The organism is Vibrio mimicus CAIM 602 (assembly GCF_000338875.1).
Taxonomy (GTDB): Bacteria; Pseudomonadota; Gammaproteobacteria; order Enterobacterales; family Vibrionaceae; genus Vibrio; species Vibrio mimicus.
Genome location: NZ_AOMO01000016.1, coordinates 65624 through 84215 on the forward strand (window position 1 = coordinate 65624; position 18592 = coordinate 84215).

Sequence of the window (18592 nt, forward strand, 5' to 3'; positions counted from 1 at the left end):
CTGCCTAGGCAGCCTGATGATTAGAACAAGAAATAGAGAAATGCGAACACAGGAAAAGCGGCCGTTAGGCTATCAATCCGATCCAAAATGCCGCCATGTCCCGGAATAATATTACTGCTGTCCTTGATGCCAGAGACGCGCTTAAACATGCTCTCAACCAGATCACCTAGAACTGAAATCACTACAGTGATCAAAATAATCAGCAGCATTACAGGCATAGAACTAAATTGAATACCAAACCACTCTGCTACCCAGTAACCAACCAACATGGCAGTGGCGATACCACCAACAAGACCTTCAATGGTTTTATTTGGGCTGACCGCTGGTGCCATTTTGTGCTTGCCTAAACTTTTTCCCACAAAATAGGCACCGCTGTCTGCGGCCCAAACCAGAAAACAGACGAATAACACGAGTTTCGCACCATAAAAAGGGTCAGAAAGATAAGTATTGGCACGTAAAAATAGCACACTCCAGAAAAATGGCAGTAACGTCAGCAGCCCAAACAGGTGGCGAACAGCACTTGAGTGCTCCCAAAGCGGGCGAGAACGCGGATACGTAATCGCCAATGCACTAGAAACAAGCCACCATAGGCTACCGATTCCAAGCACAATAAAATGAGTTGCATCAACATTGCCGATTGCTGGAAATTCGAAATCGATCAGTGCGATACTGAGCCCGCCGAACAATAAGGCGGGAATCATGGCCAAAATGCGTGATGGTTGGTTAACGAACTGAGTCCATTCCCAGAATCCTAGTAAGGTCACTATCGCAAGTGCCAGCATAAACCAAGCAAAAGGCAAATAAAGGATGCCAAGGATCACCAAAGGCGCTAGAACAAGCGCTGTAATGATTCGCTGCTTCAAATTGAGAAGTCCTATATTCAGTTTTCCATCAATGCCTTGATTTGTTCACCAGTACAGCCAAAACGGCGCTCTCGATTAACAAACCAAGTCACTGCTTCAATCAGGCAGTTTTCATCGAACTCAGGCCAGAAGACTGGAGTAAAATACATTTCTGCGTAGGCAAGTTGCCATAGCATAAAGTTACTAATGCGGCACTCTCCGCTAGTACGGATCAACAAATCAACCTCTGGCAAATCAGCCATAGTCAAATGCTGTTTGATCATCGCTTCATCGATTTCAGCAGGGAGAAGATCACCTTGCGCCACTTTCTCAGCCAAAGCCTGAGTCGCTTGCAAAATGTCCCACTTACCACCGTAATTCGCAGCAATGTTCACTACCATTCCCGTATTACTTGCCGTGAGCGCTTCCGCTTGAGCAATTTTGGATTGTAAGCGCTCACTAAAGCGGCTTTTATCCCCAATCACTCGAAGACGCAGATTATTCTTATGCAATTTTTTAATTTCGGTTGAAAGAACTGTGATGAAAAGTTCCATCAACACGCCCACTTCTTCCTCAGGACGACGCCAGTTTTCGCTACTAAAAGCAAACAGGGTAACGGCTTTAATACCAAGACGAGCGGAAGTTGAGATGGTTTTTCGAACCGCAGCAACACCATTTTTATGGCCGAATACACGCGGTTTTCCCTGTGCTTTCGCCCAACGACCATTACCATCCATAATGACGGCAATATGCTTAGGCAATACATCTTGGGAAATGGATAGATTCTGCATAAGAAACACAACGAATAAATAAAGAGGCGCAAGAGTAGCATAAAAAAACGCTGTGCTGCGAGCACAGCGTTTTATTCACTAAGCCAGTGGATTAAACTTCCATCAGCTCTTTTTCTTTTGCTGCTAGAACATCATCGATCTTCTTCACTGCAGCATCAGTCAGTTTTTGAATGTCTTCTTGTGCGCGACGCTCATCATCTTCTGAAATCTCTTTGTCTTTCAGTAGACCTTTCAGATCGTTGTTCGCATCACGACGAATGTTACGTACTGCAACACGGCCGCCTTCAGCTTCACCACGTACGATCTTCACCAGATCACGGCGACGCTCTTCTGTAAGCGGTGGTAGTGGAACACGAATGATAGTACCCGCTGACATTGGGTTCAGACCTAGGTCAGACATCAGGATCGCTTTCTCAACTTTTTGAGTTAAATCGCGATCGAACACGGTGATCGCTAAAGTACGCGCATCTTCCGCAACAACGTTAGCAACCTGATTAAGTGGAGTTGGAGCGCCGTAGTAGTCAACTGAAATGCCTGTCAGCAGACTTGGGTGAGCACGGCCAGTACGAATCTTAGACAAGCCATTTTTCAGTGCTTCAACACTTTTCTCCATACGCTCTTGCGCATCTTTTTTGATCTCATTAATCACAATATCACCTTAATTCTTATTTTCGTTTCGAGAGCATTTGGTTTTGAGGCTGATCACAGCGCGTCGCTGATCAGTGTACCTTCCGCTTCACCCATAACGACACGACGAAGCGCGCCAGGCTTGTTCATGTTAAATACACGAATCGGCATTTTATGGTCACGAGCCAGAGTAAACGCTGCCAAATCCATCACTTTAAGTTCTTTCTCAAGCACATCGTTGTAAGCAAGCTTATCATACAGTTGTGCATCTGGGTTGGCTACCGGGTCAGCGCTGTAAACACCATCTACTTTCGTCGCTTTGAGAACCACGTCAGCTTCAATCTCAATACCGCGCAGACACGCTGCAGAATCGGTAGTAAAGAAAGGATTACCAGTACCCGCAGCGAAAATTACCACACGGCCTTGGCGCAATTCACGAATCGCATCGGACCAGCTGTAATCGTCACACACACCATTCAGAGGAATAGCAGACATTAGACGTGCGTTAACATAAGCACGGTGCAATGCATCACGCATCGCCAATCCGTTCATCACGGTTGCCAGCATACCCATATGGTCACCCACAACGCGGTTCATGCCTGCTTTTGCAAGGCCTGCACCACGGAACAGGTTACCCCCACCAATCACAACACCCACTTGTACGCCCAGTTCAACCAGTTCTTTTACTTCCTGAGCCATACGGTCAAGTACCGTTGGATCAATACCAAAACCTTCAGTGCCTTGTAGCGCTTCACCACTCAGTTTTAACAGAATACGTTGATAAGCGGGTTTAGGGTTCGTTGTCATGGGAGTTACCTTCCAAAGAGAGTTGAGGATTAACAGTCATGGATAGATTTGAGCGTGGGCTTAAATCCATTCATCACGGCTAATCGACGCTTTTGCGAGCTACATTTAACTAATCAAGGCATTAATCGTGAAAAGACCGCAGCTATGGCCACGGTCTTTTTTGAGCAATCGCGCTAGGATTAACCCTTTTGCACCAGTGCTACTTCTTCAGCAAAGCTCAGGCCTTCTTGTTTCTCGATGCCTTCACCTACTTCTAGACGAACGAACGCAGTTACAGCTACGCCTTTCTCAGCAAGAATTTCGCCAACAGTTTTCTTTGGTTCCATTACGAATGGCTGACCAGTCAGAGAAACTTCGCCAGTGAATTTCTTCATACGGCCTTCGACCATTTTCTCTGCGATTTCTTTTGACTTGCCTTCGTTCATTGCGATACCAACTTGAACTTCACGCTCTTTGGCAACAACTTCAGCTGGAACGTCGTCTGGAGTCAGGAATTCTGGGCGAGAAGCAGCAACGTGCATTGCAACGTGCTTCAGAGTTTCTGCGTCAGTAGAACCTGCAACCACTACACCGATACGATCGCCGTGACGGTAAGTAGCCAGAGTTGCGCCTTCAACGTACTGAACGCGACGGATGTTGATGTTCTCACCAATTTTCGCAACTAGAGCAACACGAACTTCTTCGAATTGCGCTTGTAGTTCTTCTACAGAGGCTTTAGAAGTAACAGCAGCGTCAGCAACTTGGTTAGCAAATGCTACGAAGCTACCGTCTTTTGCTACGAAGTCAGTTTGGCAGTTTACTTCAACCAGAGCCGCAACGCCTTCGCCTTCTTTAATAATGATGGTGCCTTCAGCAGCGATGTTGCCAGCTTTTTTAGCAGCTTTAGCAGCACCACTCTTACGCATGTTTTCGATCGCCAGCTCGATGTCACCGTTAGTTTCAACAAGGGCTTTCTTACATTCCATCATACCTGCGCCAGTACGCTCGCGCAGTTCTTTTACTAGAGCAGCAGTAACAGCCATTCTCTATTCCTCAGTTAATTCTGGATTGGGTAAAAATTGAGGGCCTACATTATCGGCCCCCAATGCTAACTATAACTTGGTCTTTGCTGCACAATTATGGCAGACAGCACCTAAGTTTCACTCAGAGCCGAGATTATTCCGCTTCTACGAAACCGTCTTTTTCAGCTACAACAGCTACGTCTTTGTTACGACCTTCGTTGATCGCTTCAGCAACAGCATTCAGGTACAGTTGAACAGCGCGGATCGCGTCGTCGTTACCTGGGATGATGTAGTCAACGCCGTCTGGGCTAGAGTTAGTATCAACAACAGCAAATACTGGAATACCTAGGTTGTTCGCTTCTTTGATAGCGATGTGCTCGTGATCAGCGTCGATAACGAACAGAGCGTCAGGCAGACCGCCCATATCTTTGATACCGCCAAGAGACTTTTCCAGTTTCTCCATTTCGCGAGTGCGCATCAGAGCTTCTTTCTTAGTCAGCTTGTCAAAAGTACCGTCAGTAGATTGAACTTCCAGCTCTTTCAGACGCTTGATTGACTGACGAACAGTTTTCCAGTTAGTCAGCATACCGCCCAACCAGCGGTTGTTAACGTAGTATTGGTTGCTTGCTAGAGCTGCTTCTTTAACAGACTCAGATGCAGCGCGCTTAGTACCAACGAACAGAACTTTACCTTTCTTCTCGCCAACTTTTGCCAGCTCAGCTAGAGCTTCGTTGAACATAGGTACAGTTTTTTCTAGGTTGATGATGTGAACGCGGTTACGAGCGCCGAAAATGAATTGCTTCATTTTTGGGTTCCAGTAACGAGTTTGGTGACCGAAGTGTACGCCCGCCTTCAGCATATCGCGCATTGATACAGATGCCATTTTAAAATCCTCTATGGGGTTAGGCCTCCACATTCCCCGCATATCCGACTCCACATCAAATTGGAGCACCCCGGAACACGTGTCGGAATGTGTGTGATTTAAACAATTAGGTTTGCGGTTCCCAATCCTTTTCGCCGACATGGAGAACAAGGACCCGGATTCCGGCGCGCTTTATACCATATTTTGCCCTTGTGTGGCTAGCAAAAATTCGTCTATGGTCAATGAATGACCGCACAGCAATCGATGGATTCGGGCTTAGAACTGAGTGTTTCCTTGCGCTTCATCTGTCCATTGTTACAATAGCGCCACTAGCACCTTGAGTGCTCACAAGTGAGTAGAGAAAGCCGATGTCTATAAAAATCAAGAATGCCGTAGAAATTGAAAAAATGCGCGTAGCGGGCCGCTTAGCTGCTGAAGTTCTGGAAATGATTGAACCTCATGTCAAAGCGGGTGTGACCACTGAAGAGCTGGATCAGATATGTCATAAGTACATTACTGAAGTTCAAGGCGCAATTCCGGCACCATTGAATTACCACGGTTTTCCAAAATCTATCTGTACTTCAATCAACCATATTGTCTGTCATGGCATTCCTGCAACCGAAGATACCTACTTTGGCCAACTGCAACGCCCTGCGGTACTCCGCGATGGTGACATCCTTAATATCGACATTACCGTGATTAAAGATGGCTACCATGGTGACACTTCAAAAATGTTCCTGATTGGTGATGTGTCGATTGAAGACAAACGTCTATGTCATGTCGCTCAAGAGTGTCTGTATATTGCCTTAAAACAAGTCAAACCAGGCGTACAGTTGGGTGAAATTGGTACTGCGATTGAAAAACACATCAAGACCAACAACAAAAATAACCCGCGCTTTAAGTTTTCTATCGTCCGTGATTACTGTGGTCACGGTATTGGTGCAGAATTCCATGAAGAGCCACAAGTGGTTCACTACAAAAACAGTGACCGCACTGTGCTGCGCGAAGGCATGATTTTCACCATTGAACCAATGATCAACGCGGGTAAATTTGGTTGCCGCCTTGATGATGAAGACAATTGGACAGTGTATACCGCTGATGGTAAACGCTCTGCGCAGTGGGAACACACTATTCTAGTAACAGCCAATGGCTGCGAGATTCTGACTCTTCGCAACGAAGAAACGTTGCCGCGCTTGTTAAATAACGCTTAAGCGCTCCAACCATTAAAAATATCCCTGCAGGTCAGGGATATTTTTTTTATCTGCTGCCATCTGCTAGATTGGCCTTATTCGAGTTAACGCTTGCATGGACGCGCTATGCCATATCAATCGCCCCTCACATTCCAAGATCAACAGCTAACCGTAGAAAGCTTAAAGCAACAGCTTGAAAGCTTTACCGAATACCAAAAGCAGGAGTTTTTCAAACATCACCCAGTGACAGATTTGGTCTTAGGTCGCTCTGAATACATGGATTTGCTGTTGTATAGATTGTGGCAATTTTTTGGTTTTGATGAACTGCTCGAAGTAAGCTTAGTCGCCGTCGGCGGTTATGGTCGCGGTGAACTGCACCCACTGTCTGACATTGACTTACTGGTGCTGTCCCAACAGCCATTGAGTGAACAAGTCGCCAATAAAATCAGCCAATTCCTTACCCTGCTATGGGATCTGAAATTAGAAATCGGCCATGCCGTTCGCACGGTTGAACAATGTGCGGAAATCGGTAAAGCTGATTTAACCGTCGCAACCAACCTGCAAGAAGCTCGTCTACTGTGTGGCTGTGAAGATACTTTTCATCGCCTGAAAATGGTGATTCATTCTGAATCGTTTTGGCCTAGTGACATTTTCTATCAAGCCAAAGTGCAAGAGCAGAAAGAGCGCCATGCTCGCTATCACGACACCACATACAACTTAGAACCAGACATTAAATCAACTCCCGGTGGATTGCGCGATATTCACACCCTAAGCTGGGTCGCTCGTCGTCATTTTGGGGCAACATCGTTGTATGAAATGAGCCGTTTTGGCTTCCTGACCGATGCCGAATATCGCGAATTAGTCGAGTGCCAAGACTTTCTATGGCGAGTGCGTTTTGCTCTGCATATCGAACTAAAACGTTACGACAACCGCCTCACCTTTGCCCATCAAGTACAAGTCGCTCGTCATCTTGGCTACTTTGGTGAAGGTAATCGTGGCGTAGAAATGATGATGAAAGAGTTCTTTCGCACTCTGCGTCGAGTGGCTGAACTGAACAAAATGTTGCTGAAAATCTTCGATAAAGCGATTCTCAATAATGGTGAGGAAGCCGAAGCCATCATCATTGATGAAGATTTCCAGCGTCGAGGCAACATGATTGAGGCGCGTAAGCCCGCCCTATTCCAAGCTCGCCCAGAAACCATTCTGGATATGTTTTTGCACATGGCGAACGATTCAACCATCGAATCGGTTGCTCCGGCCACCATGCGCCAATTGCGCACTGCTCGTCGCCGTCTAAATAAATTCCTGCATACTATTCCAGCAGCGCGTGAGAAATTCATTGAGCTAGTACGCCATCCCAACGCGCTACATAAAGCGTTTAGCCAAATGCATAAACTTGGAGTCCTGTCGGCTTACTTGCCACAGTGGAACCAAATTGTTGGCCAAATGCAGTTCGATCTATTCCATGTTTACACCGTGGATGAACACAGCATTCGCCTACTCAAACATATCCATTTATTCAGTGACCCACAAAATCACGAACGCCACCCTATTTGCTGTGAAATTTACCCAAAAATTCAGAAAAAAAGAGCTACTGATTCTAGCGGCTATTTTTCATGACATTGGCAAAGGTCGTGGTGGCGATCACTCGGAAATTGGGGCTGACGAAGCATTTGATTTCTGTATTGAACACGGCTTATCCAAACCAGAAGCGAAGCTGGTTGCTTGGCTGGTGAAAAATCACCTGTTGATGTCAGTAACGGCACAACGCCGCGATATTTATGACCCTGATGTCATCATTGAATTTGCCAAGAAAGTGCGGGATGAAGAGCGCCTCGAGTATTTGGTATGCCTCACGGTTGCGGATATCTGCGCAACTAACCCTGAACTTTGGAACAGTTGGAAACGAACCCTGCTCGCAGAGCTGTTCTATTCAACCCAACGTGCTTTACGCCGCGGTTTGGAAAACCCGGTTGATGTACGTGAGCGTATTCGTCACAACCAACAAATGGCTTCTGCGCTATTGCGCAAAGAAGGCTTCACCAGCCGTGAAATTGAAGTGCTTTGGCAACGTTTTAAAGCAGACTACTTCCTGCGTCATACTCATAAACAGATTGCTTGGCACTGTACCCACTTACTGCGTCATACCGACAGCAGTAAGCCGCTGGTTTTGCTCAGCAAGAAAGCAACTCGTGGCGGTACCGAGGTTTTCGTGTACACCAAAGATCAAGCGGCATTGTTTGCCACCGTGGTAGCCGAACTCGACCGACGCAATCTCAACGTACATGACGCTCAAATCATGGCGAGTAAAGATGGTTACGTTCTCGATACTTTTATGGTGTTGGATCAAAACGGACAGGCGATTGAAGAAGATCGCCATCAAGCTTTAATTCGCCATCTGGTACACGTATTGGAAGATGGCAGACCAACGACGCAAAAAGCACGGCGCATTCCACGCAATTTGCATCACTTTAAGGTTAAAACTCAGGTCGATTTCCTGCCAACAAAGAGTAAAAAACGTACTTTGATGGAGTTTGTTGCACTGGATACACCAGGTTTACTTGCTACGGTTGGTGCGACGTTTGCTGAATTGAATCTCGATCTGCATGCAGCAAAAATCACCACTATTGGGGAAAGAGCAGAAGACTTATTCATTCTCACCAATTCACAAGGTGCGCGCCTCAATGAAGAGGAAGAACAATTACTGCGTGAGAAATTGATTGAGAATGTCGCTCATCTGGCACCAAGCGCTCAGTAGAAAACAGTAATATTGCCAATAAACTTGGTGTTTCAGCTAAGTAGAAAAGAATATCGGGTGGGATCTTGAGCACAACTTAACCTATTGAACGGTCAGGCACATCAACCTACTGCTACAGTCAATGGAGTGGTATCACTAAACTTATTCAACAGGCATGGTTTGGTGATAGTGAAGGTTAGTTTGACTAAGAGGTTGCTTATGTTTCCCCATCTCCTCGGCTTGGGTATTAATGAACCTACGCAAATTGAACGCTATTCGTTGCGTCAAGAAGCGCATAAAGACGTGTTAAAAATCTACTTCAAAAAGCAAAAAGGCGAACTGTTTGCCAAGAGCGTCAAATTTAAATACCCACGACAAATCAAAAATGTATTGGTGGATAGCGGCAGTCACCAATATAAAGAAATCACTGAAATTAATCGCAATTTGACTCTCGTGATTGATGAACTGAACAAGATCACCAAGCCCGACCTGATGGGTGAAGTGGATGTAAAACAGAAAATCCTCAATGACTTACGTCATTTAGAAAAAGTCGTTGCCAGTAAAATTGCGGAAATTGAAGCCGATTTAGAAAAGTTAAACTAGTTTAAACAGGTTCCCGAAAGGGAACCTGAATTTTAATTTAACCACCCTGCCCAGTGACCGATTGCTGCTAAGCTGATCGCAGCCATCACACCGGCCACTAAATCATCAATCATGATGCCGAAACCGCCGTGCACACGTTTATCCAACCAGCTGATTGGCCAAGGTTTAAGCATGTCGAAAAAGCGAAACAGCACAAAACCAGTGACTAACCATTTCCAGTCAAAAACGGGCAATTGGCATAAAGGCACAATCAACATGGTGATCCAGAATCCGGCAAATTCATCCCAGACAATCGAACCGTGATCATGCACCTGCATATCATCCGAGGTCACTTGGCAGATTTTAATCCCGATGAGGCTGGCTACCACAATCACCACCAAATACAGAGTGAACGGTAGTTGCGCCAACACAAGATAAAACGGCACAGAAGCTAAGGTACCCATAGTGCCAGGAACCACAGGAGATAAGCCACTACCAAAGCCCGTTGCGAGCAAATGCCAAGGGTTGCGTAATGAAATTTTACTGCGCGGATCACTCATGATTTCACCTTAAAATGATCATACCCTGCCAATTGCCAGTTGAGCTTTTTACCCTGATTGTGCAGCTCAAAAGTGCCGGCAGGACGAATCTGACCGATACAAGTCACTTTAGTACCACAGTGAGCCAAGGCATTTTCCAATGATCCGCGATTCTCTTCCGGTACGGTAAAACAGAGCTCGTACTCTTCGCCACTGGTCAATGCATATTGCTGGGCGCTGGTTACATCATCTATGAACTGCACTAGCTCTTTAGAGAGTGGCAGTAAGCTCACGTCAATACTCGCTCCAACATTGGAGCGGCGCAAAATGTGCTGCAAATCCGCGATCAAACCATCTGAAATATCGATCGCAGAAGAAGCCAAATGCACCAAGGCTTGTCCTGCAACGATACGCGGTGTCGAGAGATAATGGCGCTGTTCCAGAATGTCCGCAAACGGCAATTGACGCTTTTCAGGGTGTAAAATCACATCCAGCCCCGCTTGGCTATCACCAAGATCGCCTGTGACATACAACCAATCCCCTACTTTTGCCCCACTGCGCAACATGGCTTGCTCTTTAGGCAAAAAACCCTGCACTGTCAGAGTGATACTGAGTGGACCTTTGGTGGTATCACCGCCAATAAGCTGCACATTGTAGTAATTGGCCAATTCAAAGAAGGCATCACAAAAGGGCTTTAACCATTCTTCATCAATTTCAGGCAAAGTCAGAGCAAGGGAAACCCAAGCCGGAGTCGCCCCCATCGCCGCCAGATCACTGATGTTAGACGCCAAAGCTTTATGCGCAAGCCAAGCCGGATTTGCCTCGGCAAGAAAATGGGTTCCCGCCACTAAGGTATCGGTGCTGATCGCAACGCGTGAATTTTCAGGTACTTTGACAATCGCACAGTCATCACCCAGCGCCAAATGCACGTCTTTGCGTTGTGGTTGTCGGTTAGAAAAGTATTTATCGATTAAATTAAATTCACCAAACATCATCCAGACTCTTTGGTTTATAACGCTGAAAGGCAGCAGCTTATCAAGAAAAAAGGTCAGCAACTGCTGACCTTCTAGTGGAAAACGAATTACGCTTTCTTACGTACGTGCGGTGCGGCTTTATCCAGCACACCGTTAACGAATTTATGGCTATCTTCTGCGGCAAACACTTTTGCCAGTTCAATCGCCTCGTTAATCACGACTTTGTATGGTACGTCTTCACGACGTGTCATTTCATACATGGCCAAACGCAGCAGCGCCAGTTCCATCATGTCCAAATCTTGCATCGGACGAGAAACAAAAGGACGCAGTTTGCTGTCAAGTTCAGTATGGTTCAGAACCACACCGGCCAACAGGTCACGGAAATAAGAAACATCGGTTTCAGGAGCAGCAAGAGCTGGCTCAGCGGCACGATGTTCTTCTTCATCGTACTTACCGCTGGTTAGAAATTGCTCTTCAATAGTCGCAACATTCTCTTTAGTAATTTGCCATGAATAAATTGCTTGTAGCGCAAATTGACGTGCATTACGACGTGCGGCTGGTTTCACACTGGCCCCCATTAGGAATCAATTTCAGAAAGAACGTTAATCATCTCAAGTGCGCTCAGTGCTGCTTCAGCACCCTTATTACCAGCCTTGGTTCCTGCGCGTTCAATAGCTTGATCGATAGTATCAACAGTCAGCACACCGAATGCGACTGGAATGCTAAATTCCAGAGACACTTGTGCCAGACCTTTATTCATTTCACTGCAAACGTAGTCAAAGTGAGGCGTACCACCACGGATTACACAACCGAGTGAGACAATCGCATCGTAGTCGCCAGTTTTTGCAACGCGTTGTGCTACCAATGGCAACTCAACCGCACCTGGGCAACGAACGACAGTAATGTTGTCATCACTGATCTGACCGTGACGCTTAAGAGTATCGATGGCACCAGACAGTAAACTTTCATTGATAAAACTGTTGAAACGAGAAATCACAATCGCAATTTTCGCATTTGGTGCTGGGAAACCACCCTCGATCACTTTCATAGCTTTCCTTTAACTCTGTTCATCAAGTGAGAATCGCCGGATTCTAGCACAATTTTGTGAGCAATATCTAACAGAAATTTGGGCTAAAAGCCGCGCCCCACCTTCAAGGTAACACGCGGCAAACAGGCAATTTGCTGTGATTATTCACAGACGTATTCGACCACATTGAGGCCAAAACCGCCCAATGCGTGGTACTTTTTGTTCGGAGAAGAGAGCAGACGCATCTCTTTAACCCCAAGATCGGCAAGGATTTGTGAACCCACGCCTACACGGCGAGAGGTACCTTGTTTTTTCGCCATCGCCGGTGCTTCACCTTTATCTTGCAGCTCAAACATTTTCACGCGGTGCAGTAGCAGATCGCTTGACTCTTCATTGCCAAGAATCACCAACACCCCACCTTCTTGACCAATACGCTGCATGGCAGTAGCCAGCGTCCAACTACGCTCGGCAGCACGATCACTGTGCAACAAGTCGGTAAAGGTATCTTGCAGATGCACTCGCACCAAAGTGGGTGATGTGGTGACATCCCCTTTGCGCAGTGCGAAGTGGATTTGCTTATCGATGATGTCGCGGTAAGTCACCAGTTCAAACTCGCCATATTCAGTTGGCAGTTTGCATTGCGCTACACGCTCAATGGTAGTTTCGGTGTGGTTACGATACTCAATCAAGTCAGCAATCGTACCGAGCTTCAAACCGTGTTTTTCGGCAAACACTTCCAAATCCGGACGACGTGCCATGGTGCCGTCATCGTTCAGAATTTCCACAATCACCGAAGCTGGCTCAAACCCTGCCAGTCGTGCTAAATCACAGCCCGCTTCTGTGTGGCCAGCGCGCGTCAGCACCCCACCTTCTTGCGCAGCGAGAGGGAAAATATGCCCCGGCTGAACCAAGTCTGCCGCTTTAGCCTCTTTCGCTACCGCTGCTTGCACGGTACGCGCGCGATCCGCTGCCGAAATGCCCGTAGTCACCCCTTCCGCAGCTTCAATCGAGACGGTGAAGTTGGTGGTGTACTGCGCATTATTGTCTTGCACCATAGGGTTTAAGCCCAAACGGCGGCAACGCTCTTTGGTCATGGTTAAACAGATAAGACCGCGACCATGAGTCGCCATGAAGTTGATTGCTGCTGGCGTGATATGCTCCGCCGCCATGATCAAATCACCTTCATTCTCACGATCTTCATCGTCCATCAGGATGACCATTTTACCCTGACGGATGTCTTCGATAATTTCTTGTGGGGTACTAATTGGCATGATGTCAGTCCTATCGTTATTGGTCTTTATGGCAAATGATTAAGCGAAGCCGTTTTGCTGCAGAAAATCCATCGTCAGTCGTGATTGTGGTTCGCTCTCTTTGCTTCCTTGGAGCAAGCGCTCCATGTAACGCGCTAACACATCCACTTCCAGATTCACTCGGCGACCCACTTGGAATTCATCGATGGTGGTTTCTGCACTGGTGTGGGGAACAATCGTCAGTTTGAAGGCGTTCTTGCGTAAATCATTCACCGTCAAACTAATTCCATCGACCGTAATCGAGCCTTTTTCCGCGACGTATTTGTTCAGTTCCGCAGGCATATTGACCCACAATTCTACCGCACGGCCAACAGGAATACGCTCAACGATTTCGCCTACACCATCCACATGTCCAGAAACGATGTGGCCACCAAAGCGAGTAGTCGGCAGCATCGCTTTCTCAAGGTTGACGCGATCTCCTACTTGATACTGAGCAAAGCCAGACTTCTTCAAGGTTTCCATCGACAGATCTGCGCTGAAACTGCGCGAATCAAAGGCCACGACAGTTAAACACACGCCATTGGTAGCGATACTGTCACCGAGTTTGACATCGGCCATATCCAACTTGCCCACCTCAACAGTGATGGTGACATCGCTGCCTTTGGGGATGATTGCTGTCAGCTTGCCGACCGCTTCAATAATTCCAGTAAACATAGTGTTAATCTTTTGATTTTGGGGTGGCGATGATCCGCAGATCCGCCCCCACCATTCGACAATCTTCAATTTTGAGTTCAATGGCCTCAGCCATCTCTGTCAAACCGAGCGCGCCAAATAAACCACGGCCATCGCTGCCCATCAATTTTGGCGCTAAATAGAGAATAATTTCATCCACCAACTTTTGCTCAATCAATGATTGAGCCAGTTGGCTCCCCGCTTCTACCCACACTTGATTCACATTGTGTTGCTGAGCCAGTAGTGCCAAAAGCTCACGCAAATCAAGCTTTCCATTCTCAGCAGAAATGCAGAGATCGGCATTCTCGCTGGCAACTTGCAGCACCGGTGAAGGTGTTTGGTATAGCGCTAACTCTGGATGCAATTGATGTTGACGATCCAAAATGACGCGAAGAGGCTGACGCAAATCTGTTTCAGCGTATTGCGCTTGTACCGATTGCGGTAAATCGTGCCAACGCACTGCCAGTGAAGCGTTATCCGCAAGCACCGTTTGGCTTGTAGAAAGAATCGCGCTGGCTTGAGCACGAAAACGTTGCACATCTTTACGCGCAGCGGGAGAGGTGATCCACTGACTTTTACCGTTAGCGAGCGCAGTTTGGCCATCGAGACTCGCAGCCATTTTAAGCTGCACATAAGGCATGCCGGTTTCCATACGTTTCAGGAAACCGCGGTTCAGCGCTCGAGCATCCGCTTCGAGCAAACCCACCTCAACCTCTATGCCTGCATCACGCAACATTTGCACGCCACGACCAGCCACTTGCGGATTGGGATCTTGCATCGCGCAAATGACTTTCGCCACTCCGGCTTTGATAAGGCCTTCGGCACATGGTGGAGTGCGGCCGTAATGAGAACAAGGCTCTAAAGTGACGTAAGCAGTAGCACCGCGAGTCAGCTCGCCAGCTTGACGCATAGCATGCACTTCGGCATGTGGCTCGCCAGCGCGGAAATGGAAACCTTCACCAACAATTTGCTCGCCGCGCGTAATCACGCAGCCAACATTAGGATTTGGGGAAGTGGTAAAACGTCCACGCCACGCTAATTTAATCGCACGGGACATCATTTGATGATCAAAAGAGGTAAACATAGGCATAGTCGCTGTACATTAATCCTGTAGCTTGGCGATCTCTTCGCCAAACTCACGTACATCTTCAAAACTACGATATACGGAAGCAAAGCGGATATAGGCCACTTTATCCAGTTCTTTCAGTTGCTCCATGACCAAGTTACCAATCAGTTTACTTGGTACTTCACGTTCGCCAGTGGCGCGCAACTTGGATTTGATGGTGCTGATCGCCAGCTCAATCGCATCAGCACTGACAGGACGCTTTTCCAATGCGCGCTGCATGCCGCCAACCATTTTCTCTTCATCAAAAGGCTCGCGATTACCATTCGATTTGATCACACGCGGCATCACTAACTCCGCGCTTTCAAAGGTAGTAAAGCGTTCATTACAAGCCAGACACTGACGACGACGACGCACTTGATGTCCGTCGGCCACCAGACGTGAATCGATCACTTTGGTATCGTTTTCAGAACAGAAAGGACAATGCATATTACCTCCATAACAAGGCAACCAGTGTAGCCGATGTGCTCTAGAGAGCCAAAGAAAAAGGGGCACTAAGCCCCTTAACATCACATCTTTACTTGGATTTTTTAGCTGCGTGACAGGTAATTAGCCTTACCTACCATTTGTAGCTGGTGAGTTCTTCCAGCCCCATTGGGCCTCGAGCATGCAGTTTTTGAGTTGAAACCGCTACTTCTGCGCCCAAACCAAACTGCGCACCGTCGGTAAAACGAGTTGAAGCGTTCACATACACTGCCGCTGAACCAGCCGTATTAACAAACAGTTCTGCGTTGTAGAGATCATTCGTCATGATCGCATCAGAGTGGCTCGCATTGTGTTCACGCATGTGATCGATAGCTTCTTGTACGTCTTGCACCACTTTCACCCCTAAGGTGTAGCTTAGCCATTCGGTATCAAAATCTCCGTCTTGCGCATCGCGCAGATCGGTAGCTGAACTCATCAATGCCCTCGCTTTTGGCTCAGCGACAAACGCCACTTTGCCATTCAGTTTGGCGACCAATTTTTCCAGTAACGGTTTCGCAATCGCTTGATGCACCAATAAGGTGTCTAGCGCATTACACGCTGAAGGGCGTTGCACTTTGGCGTTTTCAATAACGGCGACCGATTTATCCAGATCTGCACTTTCATCAACGAAAATATGGCTGATACCAAATCCACCAATGATCACTGGTACTGTACTGTTTTCTTTGCACATTCTATGCAGACCTGCACCACCACGTGGAATGATCATATCCACATAATCATCCATTTTCAGCAGTTGGGTGACCAGTTCACGATCTGGCTTTTCAATGTACTGCACGGAGGCTGCAGGCAAACCCGCTTTGTCGAGTGCTGACTGAATAACTTTGACCAGTTCCATGTTAGAGAAAAATGTCTCTTTGCCACCACGCAGAATCGCTGCGTTCCCTGTTTTCAAACAGAGTGCAGCAATATCAATCGTCACGTTTGGTCGTGCTTCATAAATCACGCCAACTACGCCAAGGGGCACACGGCGACGCGCCAGTGACATGCCGTTTTCCAGCACACGACTATCGATTTCGCTGCCCACTGGATCGTTCAACTTAATCACGTTACGCACATCGTTGGCGATCGCTTGCAAGCGAGACTCATTAAGCAGCAAACGATCCAGCATGGCATCAGACAAACCAGCTTCGCGCCCTAATGCAATATCTTTGGCATTCGCTGCGAGAATGCTCGCACTTTGTGCTTCCAGCTGATCGGCCATGATGGCGAGAGCCTGATTTTTTTGCGCGGTACTGGCCGTTGCCAATTGGAAAGAGGCCGCTTTGGCCGCTTTACCGAGTACGGTTAAATCCATCATTCTCTCCTCTATTCTTGAATCACGACCATGTCGTCGCGATGAATCACTTCTGAGCCGTGATCGTAGCCTAAAATATCGATGATCTCTTTACTGTGCTTACCCGCGATTTCCGCTAAAGCATCATGTGCATAGGCTGAAATGCCACGCGCGACCAGATGGTTTTGTTTATCCAATACACGCACTACTTCTCCACGATTGAAGTGGCCTTGCACACGAACTACCCCTTTAGCCAGCAAACTGCTGCCTTTGTTGAGTACCGCTTTCACCGCGCCATCATCAATCACAATGTCACCAGAAGCGGCGGGCCCCGCCAAAATCCAGCGTTTACGGTTTTCTAAGGCTTCTTCTAAAGCCAAGAAACGCGTGCCTTGTGGCTCATCGCTCAACGAATCAAAAATCACATTGGGTGCGCGACCTGCAGCAATGATCACTTCAATGCCTGCACGGCGGGCAATGTCAGCCGCTTGCAACTTAGTTGCCATGCCACCAGTACCAAGTGTTGTACCACTGCCACCAGCAATTTTGCGCAGCGTATCATCAATGGTGGTCACTTCTTTGATCAGTTGTGCATTAGGATCTTTGCGAGGATCGGCGGTGAACAAACCTTTTTGATCGGTCAGCAGCAGCAATTTGTCTGCGCCACACAAAATACCTACCAGCGCCGATAAGTTATCGTTGTCACCGACTTTGATTTCATTGGTCGCCACCGCATCGTTTTCGTTGACCACTGGCACAATGCCGTTTTCAACTAAGGCATTGATGGTGTCACGCGCATTGAGGAAACGTTCGCGATCATCAAGATCAGCGCGTGTCAGCAGCATCTGACCAATTTTGATGCCGTAAATCGCAAACAGCGATTCCCATACTTGAATCAAACGACTTTGCCCAACCGCCGCCAGCAGTTGCTTGCTGGAGATCGCGTTGGGCAGCGCAGGGTAACCTAAGTGCTCACGGCCTGCCGCAATGGCACCCGAGGTCACGATCACTACCGAGTGACCTTGTTTTTTCAGTTCTGCACACTGGCGTGCCAGCTCAACCATATGAGCTCGATCCAGCGCGAGAGTACCACCGGTCAGAACACTGGTTCCCAGCTTCACAACAACCGTTTGTGGAGCCTTTACGCTTCGTTGATTTGTAGTCATGATTGCTTCTGTCGAGAAAAACTTTAAGAGACGATGTTTTAGCAATCCGCACTGCATTGCACAAGCAGAAAAAGGTGCAAAAGCACCTTTTTCTTCTGGTTATCGATTCAACAGGGTCAATTAAGCAAAATCCGCAGACTCGCTAGCAACACTCACGGTAATTTCGAAACGTTCGCGTAACGTTTTGACTAACTTTTTGTGAAATTCAACCTGAGTGTGATTAACTTCAGTTTGTGCCGCTTCAGGGATCGCTTCCGCAATCCAATCTCCCGATACACTATAACGGCCGATATGATAACAAGCGGACATCTCTTGTTCGTTTTGGGTCAATTCCATCCACCAGCCCCAAAACTCACGCTTCTCAGGGGATTTTTTATCGTTAACACAAAAGGCGAGACAATCAAATAGGTAGAATCGCTCACTACACTGCCCTTCACGTAAATAAGGGCCAATGGCTTTCAGGGTCGAAAGCAGACGGTAGTGGGTAGGGTTTTTGGTCATCTCTGACATAGTTCATCTCCATAAGCAGCAATAAGCATCTTTTCATGTTGTTATTGGGCGAATAATTTACGCCTCTTAATAC

At 47.3% G+C, this 18592-nt stretch carries 18 protein-coding genes and 2 pseudogenes; 3 read left to right on the forward strand and 17 right to left on the reverse strand.

What is annotated here, in order from left to right; genetic code table 11:
• Positions 1 to 20 precede the first annotated feature (20 nt).
• The 6 genes from D908_RS17215 to rpsB all read right to left on the reverse strand — a co-directional run bounded on the left by D908_RS17215 (position 21) and on the right by rpsB (position 4951).
• Entirely contained in the window at positions 21 to 863 is an 843-nt protein-coding gene (locus D908_RS17215) for a phosphatidate cytidylyltransferase (protein WP_000813571.1), read from the reverse strand.
• A gap of 17 nt (positions 864 to 880) precedes the next feature.
• A complete protein-coding gene (uppS, locus tag D908_RS17210; RefSeq protein ID WP_001180535.1) occupies positions 881 to 1633 on the reverse strand; it encodes a polyprenyl diphosphate synthase in 753 nt (250 codons plus the stop codon).
• 91 nt (positions 1634 to 1724) lie between these two features.
• A complete protein-coding gene (frr, locus tag D908_RS17205; RefSeq protein WP_000606622.1) occupies positions 1725 to 2282 on the reverse strand; it encodes a ribosome recycling factor in 558 nt (185 codons plus the stop codon).
• A gap of 53 nt (positions 2283 to 2335) precedes the next feature.
• A complete protein-coding gene (pyrH, locus tag D908_RS17200; protein WP_000210550.1) occupies positions 2336 to 3067 on the reverse strand; it encodes a UMP kinase in 732 nt (243 codons plus the stop codon).
• Positions 3068 to 3246: 179 nt separating this feature from the next.
• The gene (gene tsf / locus D908_RS17195) at positions 3247 to 4089 is read right to left on the reverse strand and encodes a translation elongation factor Ts (RefSeq protein ID WP_005522399.1); all 843 of its coding nucleotides are present in this window, start codon (positions 4087 to 4089) and stop codon (positions 3247 to 3249) included.
• Positions 4090 to 4222: 133 nt separating this feature from the next.
• On the reverse strand, positions 4223 to 4951 hold the full coding sequence (gene rpsB / locus D908_RS17190) for a 30S ribosomal protein S2 (protein ID WP_005514874.1): 729 nt from the start codon (positions 4949 to 4951) through the stop codon (positions 4223 to 4225).
• 347 nt (positions 4952 to 5298) lie between these two features.
• Between rpsB and map the strand changes: the two genes are divergently transcribed.
• The 3 genes and pseudogenes from map (at position 5299) to D908_RS17180 (ending at position 9460) form a co-directional block, all read left to right on the forward strand.
• Positions 5299 to 6141, forward strand: coding sequence for a type I methionyl aminopeptidase (gene map, locus D908_RS17185; RefSeq protein ID WP_000023308.1), 843 nt, complete (start codon positions 5299 to 5301; stop codon positions 6139 to 6141).
• A 105-nt stretch (positions 6142 to 6246) separates the two neighbouring features.
• A pseudogene (gene glnD, locus D908_RS0118800) lies at positions 6247 to 8878 on the forward strand (bifunctional uridylyltransferase/uridylyl-removing protein GlnD).
• A 198-nt stretch (positions 8879 to 9076) separates the two neighbouring features.
• The gene (locus D908_RS17180; RefSeq protein WP_000483920.1) at positions 9077 to 9460 is read left to right on the forward strand and encodes a DUF3461 family protein; all 384 of its coding nucleotides are present in this window, start codon (positions 9077 to 9079) and stop codon (positions 9458 to 9460) included.
• 32 nt (positions 9461 to 9492) lie between these two features.
• Here the strand turns inward: D908_RS17180 and pgpA are convergent, their stop codons facing one another.
• The 11 genes and pseudogenes from pgpA to crl all read right to left on the reverse strand — a co-directional run bounded on the left by pgpA (position 9493) and on the right by crl (position 18519).
• A complete protein-coding gene (gene pgpA / locus D908_RS17175) occupies positions 9493 to 9999 on the reverse strand; it encodes a phosphatidylglycerophosphatase A (RefSeq protein ID WP_005522402.1) in 507 nt (168 codons plus the stop codon).
• Entirely contained in the window at positions 9996 to 10970 is a 975-nt protein-coding gene (thiL, locus tag D908_RS17170; protein ID WP_005522404.1) for a thiamine-phosphate kinase, read from the reverse strand. The genes pgpA and thiL overlap by 4 nt, the downstream gene beginning before the upstream one ends.
• Positions 10971 to 11059: 89 nt before the next feature.
• Positions 11060 to 11530: a transcription antitermination factor NusB gene (gene nusB / locus D908_RS17165; RefSeq protein ID WP_000501297.1), complete on the reverse strand. Its 471-nt coding sequence runs from the start codon at positions 11528 to 11530 to the stop codon at positions 11060 to 11062.
• Entirely contained in the window at positions 11530 to 12000 is a 471-nt protein-coding gene (gene ribH, locus D908_RS17160) for a 6,7-dimethyl-8-ribityllumazine synthase (RefSeq protein ID WP_000864130.1), read from the reverse strand. Before ribH ends, nusB begins: the two co-directional genes overlap by 1 nt.
• A gap of 140 nt (positions 12001 to 12140) precedes the next feature.
• Complete coding sequence (gene ribBA, locus D908_RS17155) at positions 12141 to 13250, reverse strand: bifunctional 3,4-dihydroxy-2-butanone-4-phosphate synthase/GTP cyclohydrolase II (RefSeq protein WP_001122868.1); 1110 nt, start codon at positions 13248 to 13250, stop codon at positions 12141 to 12143.
• 39 nt (positions 13251 to 13289) lie between these two features.
• Positions 13290 to 13943, reverse strand: a complete 654-nt coding sequence (locus D908_RS17150) for a riboflavin synthase (RefSeq protein ID WP_005522408.1) — start codon at positions 13941 to 13943, stop codon at positions 13290 to 13292.
• Positions 13944 to 13947: 4 nt separating this feature from the next.
• Positions 13948 to 15051, reverse strand: a complete 1104-nt coding sequence (gene ribD, locus D908_RS17145; RefSeq protein ID WP_005522410.1) for a bifunctional diaminohydroxyphosphoribosylaminopyrimidine deaminase/5-amino-6-(5-phosphoribosylamino)uracil reductase RibD — start codon at positions 15049 to 15051, stop codon at positions 13948 to 13950.
• A 12-nt stretch (positions 15052 to 15063) separates the two neighbouring features.
• Positions 15064 to 15513 carry a transcriptional regulator NrdR gene (gene nrdR / locus D908_RS17140; RefSeq protein WP_000543542.1) on the reverse strand — a complete coding sequence of 150 codons (450 nt, stop codon included), beginning with the start codon at positions 15511 to 15513 and terminating at the stop codon, positions 15064 to 15066.
• 101 nt (positions 15514 to 15614) lie between these two features.
• Positions 15615 to 16864 (reverse strand): annotated as a pseudogene (locus tag D908_RS17135) (glutamate-5-semialdehyde dehydrogenase).
• 11 nt (positions 16865 to 16875) lie between these two features.
• The gene (gene proB / locus D908_RS17130) at positions 16876 to 18009 is read right to left on the reverse strand and encodes a glutamate 5-kinase (protein WP_000210577.1); all 1134 of its coding nucleotides are present in this window, start codon (positions 18007 to 18009) and stop codon (positions 16876 to 16878) included.
• A gap of 120 nt (positions 18010 to 18129) precedes the next feature.
• Complete coding sequence (gene crl / locus D908_RS17125; RefSeq protein ID WP_001293325.1) at positions 18130 to 18519, reverse strand: sigma factor-binding protein Crl; 390 nt, start codon at positions 18517 to 18519, stop codon at positions 18130 to 18132.
• Positions 18520 to 18592 lie beyond the last annotated feature (73 nt).

Coding starts and splice junctions, on each gene's coding strand:
- uppS (WP_001180535.1), bottom strand. CDS start 1,633: ATGCAGAATCTATCCATTTCCCAAGATGTATTGCCTAAGCATATTGCC.
- pyrH (WP_000210550.1), bottom strand. CDS start 3,067: ATGACAACGAACCCTAAACCCGCTTATCAACGTATTCTGTTAAAACTG.
- tsf (WP_005522399.1), bottom strand. CDS start 4,089: ATGGCTGTTACTGCTGCTCTAGTAAAAGAACTGCGCGAGCGTACTGGC.
- rpsB (WP_005514874.1), bottom strand. CDS start 4,951: ATGGCATCTGTATCAATGCGCGATATGCTGAAGGCGGGCGTACACTTC.
- map (WP_000023308.1), top strand. CDS start 5,299: ATGTCTATAAAAATCAAGAATGCCGTAGAAATTGAAAAAATGCGCGTA.
- D908_RS17180 (WP_000483920.1), top strand. CDS start 9,077: ATGTTTCCCCATCTCCTCGGCTTGGGTATTAATGAACCTACGCAAATT.
- pgpA (WP_005522402.1), bottom strand. CDS start 9,999: ATGAGTGATCCGCGCAGTAAAATTTCATTACGCAACCCTTGGCATTTG.
- thiL (WP_005522404.1), bottom strand. CDS start 10,970: ATGTTTGGTGAATTTAATTTAATCGATAAATACTTTTCTAACCGACAA.
- nusB (WP_000501297.1), bottom strand. CDS start 11,530: ATGGGGGCCAGTGTGAAACCAGCCGCACGTCGTAATGCACGTCAATTT.
- ribH (WP_000864130.1), bottom strand. CDS start 12,000: ATGAAAGTGATCGAGGGTGGTTTCCCAGCACCAAATGCGAAAATTGCG.
- ribBA (WP_001122868.1), bottom strand. CDS start 13,250: ATGCCAATTAGTACCCCACAAGAAATTATCGAAGACATCCGTCAGGGT.
- D908_RS17150 (WP_005522408.1), bottom strand. CDS start 13,943: ATGTTTACTGGAATTATTGAAGCGGTCGGCAAGCTGACAGCAATCATC.
- ribD (WP_005522410.1), bottom strand. CDS start 15,051: ATGCCTATGTTTACCTCTTTTGATCATCAAATGATGTCCCGTGCGATT.
- nrdR (WP_000543542.1), bottom strand. CDS start 15,513: ATGCATTGTCCTTTCTGTTCTGAAAACGATACCAAAGTGATCGATTCA.
- proB (WP_000210577.1), bottom strand. CDS start 18,009: ATGACTACAAATCAACGAAGCGTAAAGGCTCCACAAACGGTTGTTGTG.
- crl (WP_001293325.1), bottom strand. CDS start 18,519: ATGTCAGAGATGACCAAAAACCCTACCCACTACCGTCTGCTTTCGACC.